Origin of the sequence: Filobacillus milosensis (genome assembly GCF_004402015.1) — a bacterium.
Lineage (GTDB): Bacteria > Bacillota > Bacilli > Bacillales > Alkalibacillaceae > Filobacillus > Filobacillus milosensis.
Genome location: NZ_SOPW01000002.1, coordinates 16,956 through 31,170, shown reverse-complemented (window position 1 = coordinate 31,170; position 14,215 = coordinate 16,956). Strand labels below are relative to the sequence as shown.

Sequence of the window (14,215 nt, the reverse complement as noted above, 5' to 3'; positions counted from 1 at the left end):
CTCGAGGGGGTTTTCTAATGCGCCTGACATATCGTAAAAGACCAATGAAAAGAAAACCAAAAACATTTAGTCAAATATTAATGTTAACTTTGGTGAGTTTTTTCGTTTCTATTATCTTTTCAGTTTGGATTATAAATAAAGGGATAGAGCCGACGTTAATTGATATTGCTGAAAGACTAACGGGGCAATATGCTCGTGAAGCGATTAATGAAGCGGTGAGTAAACGTATTGTTCAACAATTAGATGTTGATGAATTAATACAAGTTGAAAAGAATGAAGATGGAAATATCGTTTCAATGGGCTGGAATTCTGTTGTTGTCAATACTGTTATTCGTAATGCTACCTTTCGTGTTCAGAACTATTTAAAACGCTTGGAACGAGGAGAACGCCCGATTGGAGATTCATTAGATTTTGATTTGGATGAAGAGGAACAGATTATTGAGGAAGATGAGACAGTTAATAATGAAGCTTTAGTCGAGATTCCGATTGGTCAAGCTACAGGTAATGCATTACTGGCCAATTTAGGACCGAAAGTACCTGTACATTTTAGTGTGATTGGTGAGGTACAACCAGATTTTATTACAGACGTTCAAGAGTATGGAATAAATAATGCCATGATTAATATCGAGATCGAAGTAAAGGTTAATGTGCAAATTGTCATTCCATTTTCAACTAAAACAACTGAAGTCGTAACAAGAATTCCTGTCGACACACGAGTCATACAGGGGCTAGTACCAAACTTTTATAGTAATGGTGGAAATGGTGCTGATATCTCAATTCCTTACAGTGAATCTCAAAAACGTAGTTTACAAGAATAATAATTCTGTGCTATATTAACATAGTAAAATTAACAACTAGATAACCTTATCAATCGATGAGGTAGAGGTGCAACTAACATTAGTAATGTGCAAGAGGATGACAACGTAGATTGTACATGAAAGGGTTATTTGCCGAAGCATTCATTTTAGTCAGAAAAATGAATGTTGGTGTGTATCTGAAGAAGGTATATACTCTCGCGTTAAGAGCGGGGTGCTACTGATCGAGAAATAACCAGCGTGTAAAGTAATGGTAGATTTCTCTATCATTACTTTTTTTATTTTGTAAAGAATAATTTTAAGGAGGAATGTTGTATGGATTTCGTCGGTACAATATATTCGTTAATTCCACCACTCGTTATGATAATACTTGTTCTTTTAACAAGAAAAGTATTAATTTCATTAGGTGTCGGAATTATTGTCGGAGCTTTAATGATAGAAAGCTTTGATGCAGTTAACACTGCGAAGACTGTTTGGCTTTCATTTCAAGAAATTTTCTATTCAGGTGGAGAATGGGGAGTTTGGAGTATTCAATTAATAGCGTTCTTATTACTTTTAGGAATTTTAATCGCTTTTTTAACTGCAACAGGTGGTGCAAAAGCATTTGGGAATTGGGCTATTAATCGAGTTAAAACACGAGAAGGCTCACAATACACTGCTGGTTTATCAGGTCTTGCTATTTTTATTGATGATTATTTTAATAGCTTAACAATTGGTCAAGTTTCGCGCCCTATTACAGATCGCCATAAAGTTTCCAGAGCTAAATTAGCTTATCTCATCGATTCAACGTCTGCGCCAGTTACCGTCTTAACACCTATTTCTAGTTGGGGTGCTTACATTATTGGTACGATTGGTGGAATTATTGCGACTGACAAACTTCAAGAGCAATTATCAGGTTTTTCAGCATTTAACACTTTTATAGGAACCATTCCTATGAACTATTACGCTATTGCAGCTATTATCCTTGTCTTTTTAGTGATTAAAATGCGTTTAGACTTCGGGTCAATGAGAGAACATGAAGTTCGTGCACAGGATACAGGTGAATTGATTGATCCTTTGAATTCAGATGTGCCAGGTGATTTACAAGACGATGTTCACGAAAATAACAATGGTCGCATTTATCACTTAATTATTCCAATTTTGGTGTTGGTAGTTGCTACTGTAACCTCAATGATTGTAACAGGCGTACAAGCGACAGAGGGTGAAGTGACAGCAGTATCTATATTTGCGAATACAAATGTTAACTATTCGTTAGTATTAGGTGGCGTACTTTCAGTTTTAACAGGCATGTTATTTTATTTAATACAATCTGGCGAAAAAACGAATTTCTTCCGTGTAATTTGGGAAGGAATCAAAGCTATGCTGCCTGCTATATATATTCTTGTATTAGCATGGATGATTGTAAGTATTATTGATGGCATTGGTACGGGTACTTATTTAGCAGAAGCAGTTAAAAGTTGGAACATTAGCATTGCATATTTACCGTTAATTATTTTTATCATTTCTGGACTCATGGCGTTTGCAACAGGAACATCTTGGGGAACTTTTGGAATGATGTTACCTATAGCTGGTGAAATTGCAGCCTTAATCGATCCAGACTTCTTTGTCGCTTCACTTGCTGCAGTATTAGCTGGTTCAGTATTTGGAGATCACTGTTCACCAATTTCTGATACATCCGTATTATCATCAACTGGTGCAGGATCGAACCATATTGATCACGTATTAACACAAATTCCATATGCGTTACTAGCTGCACTTGCATCAATTTTCGGTTATTTACTATTTGCATTAACATCATCAATGCTTGTAGGTTTACTGGTAACAATTGGTGTATTAGTCTTACTAGCTTATTTAATTAAAAGTCGTTTGCCGAATTAATGTTATATAAAAGAGACACATTCCATTGAGGAGATTGTGTCTCTTTTTTTGTGTATGAGAAATGTTTGGTATCGTTGTCACATTATGTAAATATTAAAAATACTTTGACACTTCATGTAGCTATATATATAATACAAGTTGTACAAGTTGTAATTATTCAGAAAAAATAAAAAATTAAAACATTACATATTACAACTTGTCATATACTTTACTAAATAACTATATGGGGAGGAAAATTATATGGAACGTGAACAGTGGGCCAGTAAGCTGGGGTTTATTCTGGCAGCAGTAGGTTCAGCAGTTGGACTAGGTAATATCTGGCGTTTCTCTTATCTTGCTGGAGACAGCGGGGGAGCAGCATTCTTAATTATCTATGTTGCATGTATTTTACTTATCGGACTACCTGTACTAATGGCCGAGTTTTCAGTTGGTCGTAAAGGTCAATCTGATGCAATTCAGTCTTACCATAATTCTGGAGCAGGTGGCTTTTGGAGTTTAGGTGGTTTCTTAGGTGTTTTATCTGCATTCTTAATTTTATCTTTCTATGGTGTAATCGCCGGTTGGATTGTTTATTTCTTATACAGTTACTTAACTGGTGCAGCACAAAGTGTCGAAGAAGGTGGCGTTGGTGATTTCTTCGGTGGATTTATCAGTGGAACAGCAGGACCTATTTTCTGGCAGTTCTTATTTATGGCAATCGTAATTGCAATTGTATTCTTTGGTATTAAAAAAGGTATCGAAATTGCAAACAAAATATTTATGCCTTTATTAGCACTTATTTTAGTTCTTTTAGCGATCTACAGTTTAACTTTAGATGGTGCAGGAGAAGCAATGAATTTCTTATTTGCACCTGACTGGTCAGCATTTGGTAACTTTGATGTATATGCTGCCGCTGTTGGGCAAGCATTCTTTACTTTATCACTTGGTATGGGTGCGATGATTACTTATGCAAGTTATTTAGGAAAAGAAGAAAAATTATCTTCAGCAGCTGGTACAATTGTGACATTCGATACATTATTCGCAATCATTGCTGGTATCGTGATTTTCCCAATTGTATTTACATTTGGTATTGATCCTTCTGCAGGTCCTGGATTAATTTTCGTTTCATTACCAGAAGTATTTAACTTAATGGGTGGAGCAGGAACTTTTGTAGCGATTCTCTTCTTCTTCTTAGTAGCGGTTGCGGCACTAACTTCTGCGATTTCTCTATTAGAAGTTAACGTAGCCTTCCTAATGAGAAAACTTAAGTGGAATCGTAAGACTGCAACACTTGTAGCGGGTATTGTTGTAACACTATTTGGTGTTCCATCAGCATTATCACAAGGTGGACCAGTTACATTCACAATATTCGATAACTCTTTCTTAGATGCGATCGATTTATTAACTGCTGAGTACACATTACTTCTTGGAGGTATGATTACTTCTCTATTCGTTGGATGGAGATGGAAGAAAATTGACGCACTTAGAGAGACTGGTTTCGGGGAATCTATCTTCGGAATTCTTTGGTTATGGTTCGTAAGAGTAATTGCTCCAGCATGGATCTTGATCTTATTAATCATTAACTTCTATAATGATTTTCTTGCTTAAAACCTTAAGGTAAGTAGCCTATCTGTTAATGGATAGGCTGCTTTTTTAATTTATCCTCAATTGGACTTAGTCCTGGTATCTGCGAAATCAGCATTCCTATCCGCCCGAGAGTTTAAGACTCCCCTCTATTTTTTATACATTTAAAACTAATACAAAATTTCAAAAAATATCTGAAAACTGTTGCACTTTTCTGGATTAAAACATAAACTGTTTTATAACAGTAATAAAGTAAAGTTATTGTTTTAATACAGAGAGGGTGATATCCGTGATTAAACATGTGTGTCCGGAATGTGGAAAACCAATAGATGAGCGTGTACCGGTTTTAGAGTGTGAACATTGTCTTTCTAAAAAGGAAGATTAATTTTTTGTATATGTTGTTATATAACAACATATAATTTAATGTTTGTTTTATAACAGAGTGGGAGTGAAGAACTATTGATTAAAAAACAAGAAGGCATTGAGATTTCAACGTTTGTAGAGAGAGGAGAAGAAATATTAACTGAAGAAGCGATCGAATTTCTTTATGATTTGCATCGCCATTTTAATCAGAGACGCAAAGACTTGTTGGCAACTCGTTTAACAAAACAAGAAGAGCTTAATGACATGCCTAATTTGGATTTCTTACCTGAAACTCAACATATTAGAGAAGGTAATTGGACGATTGATTCACTACCTGAAGATTTGTTGGATCGTCAAGTGGAAATCACAGGTCCAGTTGATCGGAAAATGATTATTAATGCATTGAATTCTGGTGCAAAAACGTTTATGGCAGACTTTGAAGACGCATCCTCGCCAACTTGGGAAAATATGATCAATGGTCAACTTAATTTGAAAGATGCTGTACGGCAAGAAATTGATTTTACAGCTGATAATGGAAAAGAGTATCGATTAGTTGGAGAGCCTGCTGTGTTGATGGTACGCCCTAGAGGTTGGCATTTAGAAGAACAACATTTTTTAATAGATGGTGAATCGATTTCAGGTAGCCTCTTTGATTTTGGACTTTATTTCTATCACAATGCCAACCGATTAATCGAAAATGGTAGCGGACCTTACTTTTATTTACCTAAATTAGAAAATCACAAAGAAGCTAGATTGTGGAATGATGTTTTCGTATTTGCGCAAGATCAATTAGATATTCCACAAGGGACTATAAAAGCAACTGTCTTAATTGAAACGATAACAGCCGCATTCGAGATGGATGAAATTTTATATGAACTTAAAGAACATTCTGCCGGGTTAAACTGCGGAAGGTGGGATTATATTTTTAGTTATATAAAGAAATTTCACCGCCACCCCGAATTCGTTTTACCAGATCGTGCAACAGTGACGATGGAATCCCCGTTCATGAGAGCTTATTCGCTATTAACCATTCAAACGTGTCATAAGCGAAATGCACCAGCAATCGGTGGGATGGCGGCTCAAATTCCAGTTAAGGGTGACGATGCAGCGAACCGGTTTGCTTTTGAAAAAGTCCGAAAAGATAAAGAGCGAGAAGTGAAAGATGGTTATGACGGCACTTGGGTCGCTCATCCTGGAATGATTAACTTAGTAAAAGATATTTTTAATAGTAATATGCCGACCTCAAATCAGATTGATCGTCAGCTCGAGTTAAATATAACAAAAGATGATTTACTAGAAGTACCTACAGGAAAAATCACAGCGGAAGGCTTACAAACCAATATTTCAGTAGGTGTACAATATATTGCTGCTTGGTTGAATGGACGTGGAGCGGTCCCGCTTAATCATCTAATGGAGGATGCCGCAACAGCTGAGATATCGAGAGCACAACTATGGCAATGGGTTCATCATCCAAATGGCAGATTGGAAGATGGGCGGGAAGTAACCATGGAATTAGTTGAAGAAAGTATAACAAAAGAATTGAAAGAGCAGTACCCAGAATCAACAAAGCTTTTCATAGATTTAGTGAAAAAAGATCATTTTGAAGAGTTTTTAACAATACCAGCGTATAACTATTTAGTTCAAGGGGGAATGGTGAAATGAGTCAAAATCGTGTTGACCTTATTAAACAAGACTGGAAAACTAATGAACGGTGGCAAGGTGTTGAGAGACCTTATTCAGCTGAAGAAGTTGATCGGTTAAAGGGATCTATAGATATTGAGTATACTTTGGCATGTAAAGGCTCAGAAAAATTATGGCGCTTGTTAAAGAATGAAGATTATGTAAATGCGTTAGGCGCATTAACAGGCAACCAAGCGGTACAGCAGGTGAAAGCAGGCTTGAAAGCCATTTACTTAAGTGGGTGGCAGGTGGCTGCTGATGCGAACCTTTCCGGTCAAATGTATCCTGACCAGAGCTTATATCCAGCTAACAGTGTCCCTAGTGTCGTAAAGCGCATCAACCAGGCACTACAAAGAGCCGACCAGATTCACCACGCGGAAGGTGATGATTCAGTTGATTGGTTTGCTCCAATCGTGGCTGATGCTGAAGCTGGTTTTGGGGGACAGCTAAATGTGTTTGAACTGATGAAAGGGATGATTGAAGCGGGTGCATCAGCTGTTCATTTTGAGGACCAATTAGCTTCAGAGAAAAAGTGTGGTCATATGGGTGGTAAAGTGTTACTTCCAACTCAAACAGCTGTGAGGAATTTAATCTCAGCTCGATTAGCATCAGATGTGATGGGAACACCGACATTAATTATTGCTCGTACAGATGCGAATGCAGCTGACTTAATCACAAGTGATGTGGACCCTTATGATGAACCTTTTATAACTGGTGAACGAACGGCAGAGGGTTTTTATCGCACACATCCCGGGTTGGAACAAGCGATTGCAAGGGGGCTTGCTTATGCACCTTATGCTGATTTAGTATGGTGCGAGACGGCAGAACCAAACCTTGAAGAAGCAAGACGTTTTGCAGAGGCTATTCACGAGAAATACCCGAATAAAATGTTAGCTTATAACTGTTCACCATCGTTTAACTGGAAGAAGAAATTATCAGATCAGGAGATTGCACACTTCCAACAAGAGCTGGGGGCGATGGGGTATAAGTTCCAGTTTGTAACGCTTGCTGGATTCCACGCCTTAAACCATAGCATGTTCGAACTAGCTAGAAAATATCGTGATCATGGAATGGCAGCATACTCTGAACTTCAACAGGCTGAATTTGGTAGTGAGGAATTTGGTTATACCGCAACGAGACACCAGCGTGAAGCGGGGACTGGTTACTTTGATGAAGTTGCTCAAGTGATCAGTGGAGGAACATCTTCAACAACAGCTTTGACCGGTTCAACAGAGGTGGAACAATTTTAAGACATGATTATAATGAAACACGTGAATTCTTTTGGATTTACGTGTTTTTACATGAGTGGAATAATATTAGTCTAGTATCCTCGCAACATCACGCGGAATCCATTTTTTATTTTTATGTTCTTTTACAACAATTAGCTTCGGGTGTGCTTCTACTTCGTTATAAGTACCATCCTCGTGAACAGCTGTTACAAGTGTCGCATGATATTGACCATAAAAAACAATATCCCCAACTTCAGGTGTCTCAACTTCCTCAATTAACAAGTCATTACCTTTAGCAAAATCATATACATTACGGACGCGTCGGAAAAAGAAAGGCGTTTCAGGTGTATTGATACCACCTTCTGCATCATAATGCTCAGGGCTCCTTTGGTAATCTTGCTCAAGTAAATCAGCCAAAGATATACCTGCATGCCCGTAAGCAATCCGCGGTACATCAATACATACAATAAATCCTAACTTTCCTCCAACATTATATATACCACCTTTGAGTGGATCATAAAGAGTGCCAACTAACTGACTTGCCTCATTGGAGATTTCTTCTTTGTTAGAAATACCATTTTGATTTGCATCTGTATTTATAGGCAAGTTGTCTGTAGATGAACTTGAAGAAGCATCTACAAAACTTTCTCCGTGGTAACTATGAAATGAAAATAAATACAATAATCCTAATGTCATGATCCCAGTACCGGCAAATATTATTTTATGAATTTTTTTCATGTCATGACTCCCTTTCAGACACGTTCTAAAACGATTTATGAGTAAAACTCTTTATCTAGTTTTACTCAATTTAAATCTTTGTCTAAATACTACCATATATTTCATTTTCTAATCTACAATACAAAGGTTTTGTGGTAAAATAAGACAATTAATTTAATAGTTTTATGAAAATGAGACAAGTATTGCAAATTATTTTAAATAAAGAATAATGGGGGTGTAACGATGAATATAAGACTTGCTGAATCAAAGGATATTAATCAACTAATACGACTGAGGTGGGATTTCACCGTTGAATACGATGAAAGTAAAAAGAATTCATCATTTGATGGATTTGAAAATGAGTGTCGAACTTTTTTAGAGAATGCACTTATTAACAATCAATGGTTTATTTGGGTTGCTGAGAAAGAAGGGAAAATTGTATCGCATATTTACATCGAATTAATACATAAAGTCCCGCGTCCTGGTAGAGTAACACACCCATTTGCTTATATGACTAATGTATATACTATTCCTGAATTTAGGAATAAAGGTATTGGAAGTGAAATACTAAGTTTGATAAATAAATGGGTTAAGGAAAACAAATTTGAGTTTGTTATAGTATGGCCAAGTGATGAATCCATTAATTATTATAAGAAAAATGATTACGTTCATTGTTCAGAGCCTATGGAATATTTTCCGTCATAAAGTAATTTTAACAATATTCATTAAGAAATTATCTTATCAGATGAGTGTGAAATTGAATAAAGAAAAAGGTGCTATTCCACTCAGAATAGCACCTTTTGCATTTGTATTAAATCGCTTCATCTAGTTTCAGTTGAAGGGTTTGTTCTTCACCATTTCTGTAAATGGTTAACTCGACTTCATCGTTGACTTTGACTTCATTATATAGATACGTTTTTAAATCGAGAATGTTTTTAACTTTTTCATCATTAATTTTTGTAACGACATCGTACTGTTGTAGACCAGCCTCATCAGCAGGAGATCCTTCTTTCACTTCTGCGATGACTAATCCATTTTGTACATCTTTAGGTACTTGAATGTTCTGATCATATGGTTTTGGAACCTGACCTAGTGATACGGCACTAATTCCAACTAATGGACGTTTAACTTCGCCGTGTTCTTCAAGTTCTTGGACAATCTTTTTCGCTTGATCAATTGGGATTGCAAAGCCCATTCCTTCAACTCGTTGTTTAGCAATTTTCATAGAGTTGATACCGATGACTTTACCGTTTTCATTTACAAGTGCACCACCGCTATTACCAGGGTTAATGGCTGCATCCGTTTGGATAACTTCTGTTACCCAATCTGGCTGACGATCACCATTGGTATCCACACTTAACGAACGGTTTAAACCACTGATAATACCTTTTGTTACAGAGTTAGAAAACTGTAAACCTAATGGATTACCGATTGCTACAACTGAATCGCCAATTTTAATATTGTCTGATTTTCCTAGCTTTGCTACGTGTTTCACTTTATCAGCACTCATTTTTAATACCGCTAAATCGGTTAGTGGGTCTGCACCTACGACTTCAGCATCCACACGTTCATCTTGACTTAAGGCTACTTCGACTTCTTTAGCTCCTTCAATGACGTGTTGATTGGTAATGACATAGGCTTCGTTACCTTCTTTTTTATAAATAATACCTGACCCTGTACCTGCTTCAGAACCTTTATCAAATACGTTTTTCTTCTGAATGTTTACAACACCTACGATGGCTTCAGATAGTTCATTTAAATTATTCATTACCGAAGAATCTTCTGAATCGAAAACTTTCTCTGAGATTTCTGGTTGTTGACTGTCAGCTTGTTGAGATTCATTTGACTGATCTTGTGAAGCGCTCGATAGAATGTTTGATGATAATAATAAAACGGTTAATACAGTAGCGAACAAACCACCTAAAAACGCTGCAGATATTACTTTACCTATTCCTTTCTTTTCTTTGGGTTTATCGTTACGTTTTGAATATGTCATGTCTTCTTGTTGAGTTTCTATTTGATTAGTAGTTTGTTGTTCTTGTTCTTGTTCTTCGTTAAACATGTGTTCATCACCTCTCAATTAATTTTACAATTCTAATTATGGTATAGGTTTGTGGCAATCATTTAAGAAAAATGTATAAAAAGTGTGTAATTTTAGATAATGTACCCAATTTCTATTAAAATAGATGTAACAATGTAATAGAGTAATAACTTTTTGGAGGTGGTGAAGATGAAGCAAATTGCTGTCATAGAAGATGATCCACATATTCAACGAATAGTCCAAGCATATCTATCAAAAGCCAATTATGATGTGATTGTGATGGACTCTGCAGAAAAAGGGCTTGAAATGTGGGAAACGAATCCTCCAGATATGTGGATTGTAGATATAATGCTTCCTCAAATGGATGGCTATGATTTTTGTAAAAAGATTCGCGAGAAAAGTAATGTGCCAATAATTATCATCTCAGCCAAAGGTGAAGATGTTGATAAAATACTGGGTCTCGAATTAGGTGGTGACGATTATTTAACGAAACCATTTAGTCCAGGAGAGCTGGTGGCTCGTGTGAAGAGATTATTTAAACGCGTAAATGCAAATAATGAAGAAGAGCAAGAAACACATACAGTGCGAATTAATGATTTAGTGATTGAATTAACAGAGAGGCGGGCATTTTGGAGAAACGAAGAGCTTGATCTCACATCAAAAGAGTATGAGTTAATCACTTTACTAGCTAAACATCCAAATCGTGCTTTTTCAAGAGAAGAGTTACTAGATCGTGTGTGGGGGGATGATTACTTCGGAAGTGATCGTGCCGTAGATGATTTAGTCAAGCGATTACGGAAAAAACTTAATGAGGTTCCTATTGAAACAGTTTGGGGATTTGGATATCGACTTAAAGTTGACGGTGAACATATATGAAATTAAGAACACAATTAAACCTGGCTTTTTCAGCTTTGCTTCTTGTTATATTAACGTTAGCAGGCATTATTATTTATTCATTAATTCTAGACATGTTAATAGAAAAAGAAGAAGTTGAGCTGAGACAAAAAGGTGAATTATTAATTGATATCTTAAATAACGATTATGGTTCGATTCAATCTGTAAATGAATTTCAAGAATTTATAAACTCTCAAGATGGCGATTTAATTTTGTATCATGCTAATAAAAATACCATTTTATCTACTACCATGCCTGTTAAAAACGCACGACATTTTTATGAAGAAGGCTACTTTAATGATTATTCTAATAATCTTTGGGAGGGCGCGAATCAGAAATATGTAACGTCCAGGATTGCGAGGAAACCTCAGGGAGAGGATATAGAATTAATATTATTAACGCCTTTGAATGATTTGCAGGATGTTCAACAAAGCTTTTTTAAACGTTTGCTAATTGTATTTATTGTTGGTGGAATATTAGCTGTATTATTAAGTTATTATTTTACTAATCGTTTAGTTAAGCCGTTAACATTACTTAAAAAAGAACTGAAAAAAGTTGAGAAGAGGCAATTTGATGACTTAGAGCGAGTGATTGCTACAGGGGAAATTAAAGAAGTAGAGCAAAGCTTATTTGATATGGCAGATGAGCTTAAACGATATATGAGATCACAACAGACCTTTTTCCAGAACGCGAGCCATGAATTAAAGACGCCGCTTATGACCATTCAAGGATATGCTGAAGGAATTAAAGAAGGTGTTTTTGAAGGAGAAGAGCGAGATAAAGGGTTAGAGACCATGGTAGAAGAAATCGGTCGTCTTAAAAAAATTATTAATGAGATGATTTGGTTGGCTAAATTGGAAAGTGCAGAAGATACGTTTGAAAGACGTTCCATTTCAACTAATGACCTAATCGAGCGTGTATATGATCGAGTTATTCCATTAGCCGAACAACATCACATTCAAATAAAGTTAAATGAAGTGGAATCCTTTGAAATCTATTCTGATGAAGAAAAATTGTTGCAGGCAGTGTTAAATATTACGGTCAATGCCATTCGTCATGCAGAATCAAAAGTTAGAATTACCACTAAGGGTCGGACGCTCATGATTGAAGATGATGGTGATGGTATTCCCGAAGATTTAATCCCTTACATTTTTAATCGTTTTGTTAAAGGAAAGGGAGGAGAGACAGGTTTAGGATTAGCCATTGCACGTACAATTATTGAGGAATCTGATGGGAAGTTAGAGGTAAGAGAATCTCATTTAGGTGGAGCATTATTTAAAGTCGAATTCAATATATCAATATCGTCACCACACTTTTAAGAAAAGTGTGGTGATTTTGATATAATAAGATTTACTTAGAATATTTTTACAAAGGACTAAAAATTTGTAAAAGTAAAAATTTTGGAGAAAAGAGGACTTTTTTATCATAATATAGAAGATAATGTAGAGATATAAAAACTTATTAGGGGGAATTAAGATGAAAAGTAATAATTTAGGTTTACCTATTTTAGGCGGATTGTTAGCTGCAGTAGCTGGTGCAGCAATATGGGCAATAATTGCTATTTTAACTGAATATGAAATAGGAATCGTTGCGTGGGCAATTGGTGGCTTGTCTGGTTTAGCAGTAATATTCTTTGCAAAGCAAGAAGTTAACAACGCTCATCAATTTATAGCCGTAATTTCAAGCTTATTAGGAATATTTTTAGGAAAGTATTTTATTTTTGGTTATTATTTTAATAATGGTGATCTAGCGGGATTGGTAGCAGGAGAAACCATAGTATACTTTCAACAGTTTTTTTCTTCTTTCTTTGAATTTATTGATATTATCTTTATATTATTAGCGGTTGTAACTGCATGGCAGTTGCCGGGCAAGCTTGTTAAAGAAGCAACACCTGTAAATTCAAATGCTGAAGCTGCTGAATAGTTAATAAGAGCCTTTAGTACTTTTAAAGTACTAAAGGCTTTATTTAGACTTGGATTAAAAACAAGTTCATTTAAAATTTAGATTCCTTATAATAATTCTCAACTAAATAAAAAATAGATACTAATTCATACAGGACAATAATTTCGGCTGGGAAGGTTGTGGTGTATTCTTGTCTGTACTGTCTAAGTTTGTCACTGTCTTCCCAATACAACTCCATTAGTTGTTTCAGCTTTAATCTGTGACTTTCCAGATCAAACGGTGTATTTTGCCTCATTGAATAAGCAAGCTCTTGTACAGATTCTAAAATCATTTCTCTTTCTAAAGCGGTTAATGATAATTCAGTAAGCGGAGTATTTAATATATTATCCATATGATAAATAATCAGCTTAATTCGAACGAGTTGCTTTTCGGTGTACTCAAATTCTTCTTGTTCTGTTACGGTTAAAGGGTGATATTTAGATTCATCCTTTTGAAATTGAATAAGTGACTCAATTTTATGTACTTTTTGATCTAGTTCATCAAGGTTGATCTGACATGTTTGTTTGTCTAAATCATTAATTAAATATTGATGAAAAATTTGTTCAACAGCTAAGCCGGTACGTTCAGCAATGGAATTTAGTTTAGTCTTAATATCTTTTTTATAATCTGGTGGTAATACAAACATATTAACCAATGTTGAGACTAATAAGCCTATTGTTGTTGTACCAAGTCTAATAAAGAATGACATGATGACATTGGTATGGATCACTTCGATCATAGCAACAGATGTTAACGTAGCGACTAGTAAACCAGAGTATAATTTAAGACGATAAGTTGTAATAATCGTAAATACGGCAGCTAAAGCATAGGTGATTGCCGAATGTCCAAAGAAAGAAATAAATAAAACAGCGAAAAAAGAACCGATTGCAGAAGCGGGGAAACGAACGATTCCTTTTTTTATCGACTGAGACACAGTTGGCTCTATAGTAACAATTGCCGTAATAACTGCGAATACTGGTGGCCACCCCAGCCATTCACAGATTAAGGCAGTTATAAAAATGGCTAATCCGGTTTTGATGACTCGACTACCTACGATTTTTTTCATGTATTCCACTCCAAAATGGTTTCCTAAT

The 14,215-nt window shown here is 35.8% G+C and carries 12 protein-coding genes and 1 riboswitch; of the genes, 9 read left to right on the top strand and 3 right to left on the bottom strand.

Annotated features, from left to right (window positions below; genetic code table 11):
* Positions 1 to 17 precede the first annotated feature (17 nt).
* The 5 genes from yunB (at position 18) to aceA (ending at position 7,549) form a co-directional block, all read left to right on the top strand.
* On the top strand, positions 18 to 818 hold the full coding sequence (yunB, locus tag E3U55_RS01845) for a sporulation protein YunB (RefSeq protein ID WP_134338626.1): 801 nt from the start codon (positions 18 to 20) through the stop codon (positions 816 to 818).
* Between the two features lie 54 nt (positions 819 to 872).
* Positions 873 to 1,043, top strand: a riboswitch (Lysine riboswitch).
* Between the two features lie 87 nt (positions 1,044 to 1,130).
* Positions 1,131 to 2,693 carry a Na+/H+ antiporter NhaC family protein gene (locus E3U55_RS01840; RefSeq protein ID WP_134338625.1) on the top strand — a complete coding sequence of 521 codons (1,563 nt, stop codon included), beginning with the start codon at positions 1,131 to 1,133 and terminating at the stop codon, positions 2,691 to 2,693.
* A gap of 240 nt (positions 2,694 to 2,933) precedes the next feature.
* Positions 2,934 to 4,280 (top strand): sodium-dependent transporter, encoded by a 1,347-nt coding sequence (locus E3U55_RS01835; protein WP_134338624.1) that lies wholly within the window; start codon positions 2,934 to 2,936, stop codon positions 4,278 to 4,280.
* Between the two features lie 435 nt (positions 4,281 to 4,715).
* Positions 4,716 to 6,281, top strand: coding sequence for a malate synthase A (gene aceB, locus E3U55_RS01830; protein WP_134338623.1), 1,566 nt, complete (start codon positions 4,716 to 4,718; stop codon positions 6,279 to 6,281).
* Complete coding sequence (gene aceA, locus E3U55_RS01825; RefSeq protein WP_134338622.1) at positions 6,278 to 7,549, top strand: isocitrate lyase; 1,272 nt, start codon at positions 6,278 to 6,280, stop codon at positions 7,547 to 7,549. The genes aceB and aceA overlap by 4 nt, the downstream gene beginning before the upstream one ends.
* A gap of 66 nt (positions 7,550 to 7,615) precedes the next feature.
* On the opposite strand, the gene E3U55_RS01820 is transcribed toward aceA, so the two are convergent.
* Positions 7,616 to 8,266, bottom strand: coding sequence for a DUF1287 domain-containing protein (locus E3U55_RS01820; protein ID WP_134338621.1), 651 nt, complete (start codon positions 8,264 to 8,266; stop codon positions 7,616 to 7,618).
* Positions 8,267 to 8,488: 222 nt separating this feature from the next.
* On the opposite strand from E3U55_RS01820, the gene E3U55_RS01815 reads away from it, so the two are divergent.
* Complete coding sequence (locus tag E3U55_RS01815) at positions 8,489 to 8,950, top strand: GNAT family N-acetyltransferase (protein ID WP_134338620.1); 462 nt, start codon at positions 8,489 to 8,491, stop codon at positions 8,948 to 8,950.
* A 106-nt stretch (positions 8,951 to 9,056) separates the two neighbouring features.
* Here E3U55_RS01815 and E3U55_RS01810 read toward each other — a convergent pair whose 3' ends face one another.
* Positions 9,057 to 10,307 (bottom strand): S1C family serine protease, encoded by a 1,251-nt coding sequence (locus E3U55_RS01810; protein WP_134338619.1) that lies wholly within the window; start codon positions 10,305 to 10,307, stop codon positions 9,057 to 9,059.
* Positions 10,308 to 10,475: 168 nt separating this feature from the next.
* Between E3U55_RS01810 and E3U55_RS01805 the strand changes: the two genes are divergently transcribed.
* From E3U55_RS01805 to E3U55_RS01795, 3 genes are all read left to right on the top strand, one after another.
* The gene (locus E3U55_RS01805) at positions 10,476 to 11,162 is read left to right on the top strand and encodes a response regulator transcription factor (RefSeq protein WP_134338618.1); all 687 of its coding nucleotides are present in this window, start codon (positions 10,476 to 10,478) and stop codon (positions 11,160 to 11,162) included.
* Positions 11,159 to 12,499 (top strand): sensor histidine kinase, encoded by a 1,341-nt coding sequence (locus E3U55_RS01800; protein WP_134338617.1) that lies wholly within the window; start codon positions 11,159 to 11,161, stop codon positions 12,497 to 12,499. The genes E3U55_RS01805 and E3U55_RS01800 overlap by 4 nt, the downstream gene beginning before the upstream one ends.
* A 157-nt stretch (positions 12,500 to 12,656) precedes the next feature.
* Positions 12,657 to 13,103, top strand: a complete 447-nt coding sequence (locus E3U55_RS01795; protein ID WP_134338616.1) for a hypothetical protein — start codon at positions 12,657 to 12,659, stop codon at positions 13,101 to 13,103.
* A 70-nt stretch (positions 13,104 to 13,173) separates the two neighbouring features.
* On the opposite strand, the gene E3U55_RS01790 is transcribed toward E3U55_RS01795, so the two are convergent.
* Entirely contained in the window at positions 13,174 to 14,187 is a 1,014-nt protein-coding gene (locus E3U55_RS01790; protein WP_134338615.1) for an aromatic acid exporter family protein, read from the bottom strand.
* Positions 14,188 to 14,215 lie beyond the last annotated feature (28 nt).

Bases quoted from the DNA above. Each gene is read 5' to 3' on its own strand.
- aceA (WP_134338622.1), top strand. From the start codon at position 6,278: ATGAGTCAAAATCGTGTTGACCTTATTAAACAAGACTGGAAAACTAAT.
- E3U55_RS01790 (WP_134338615.1), bottom strand. From the start codon at position 14,187: ATGAAAAAAATCGTAGGTAGTCGAGTCATCAAAACCGGATTAGCCATT.
- E3U55_RS01820 (WP_134338621.1), bottom strand. From the start codon at position 8,266: ATGAAAAAAATTCATAAAATAATATTTGCCGGTACTGGGATCATGACA.
- E3U55_RS01840 (WP_134338625.1), top strand. From the start codon at position 1,131: ATGGATTTCGTCGGTACAATATATTCGTTAATTCCACCACTCGTTATG.
- E3U55_RS01805 (WP_134338618.1), top strand. From the start codon at position 10,476: ATGAAGCAAATTGCTGTCATAGAAGATGATCCACATATTCAACGAATA.
- E3U55_RS01815 (WP_134338620.1), top strand. From the start codon at position 8,489: ATGAATATAAGACTTGCTGAATCAAAGGATATTAATCAACTAATACGA.
- yunB (WP_134338626.1), top strand. From the start codon at position 18: ATGCGCCTGACATATCGTAAAAGACCAATGAAAAGAAAACCAAAAACA.
- E3U55_RS01835 (WP_134338624.1), top strand. From the start codon at position 2,934: ATGGAACGTGAACAGTGGGCCAGTAAGCTGGGGTTTATTCTGGCAGCA.
- E3U55_RS01795 (WP_134338616.1), top strand. From the start codon at position 12,657: ATGAAAAGTAATAATTTAGGTTTACCTATTTTAGGCGGATTGTTAGCT.
- E3U55_RS01810 (WP_134338619.1), bottom strand. From the start codon at position 10,307: ATGTTTAACGAAGAACAAGAACAAGAACAACAAACTACTAATCAAATA.
- E3U55_RS01800 (WP_134338617.1), top strand. From the start codon at position 11,159: ATGAAATTAAGAACACAATTAAACCTGGCTTTTTCAGCTTTGCTTCTT.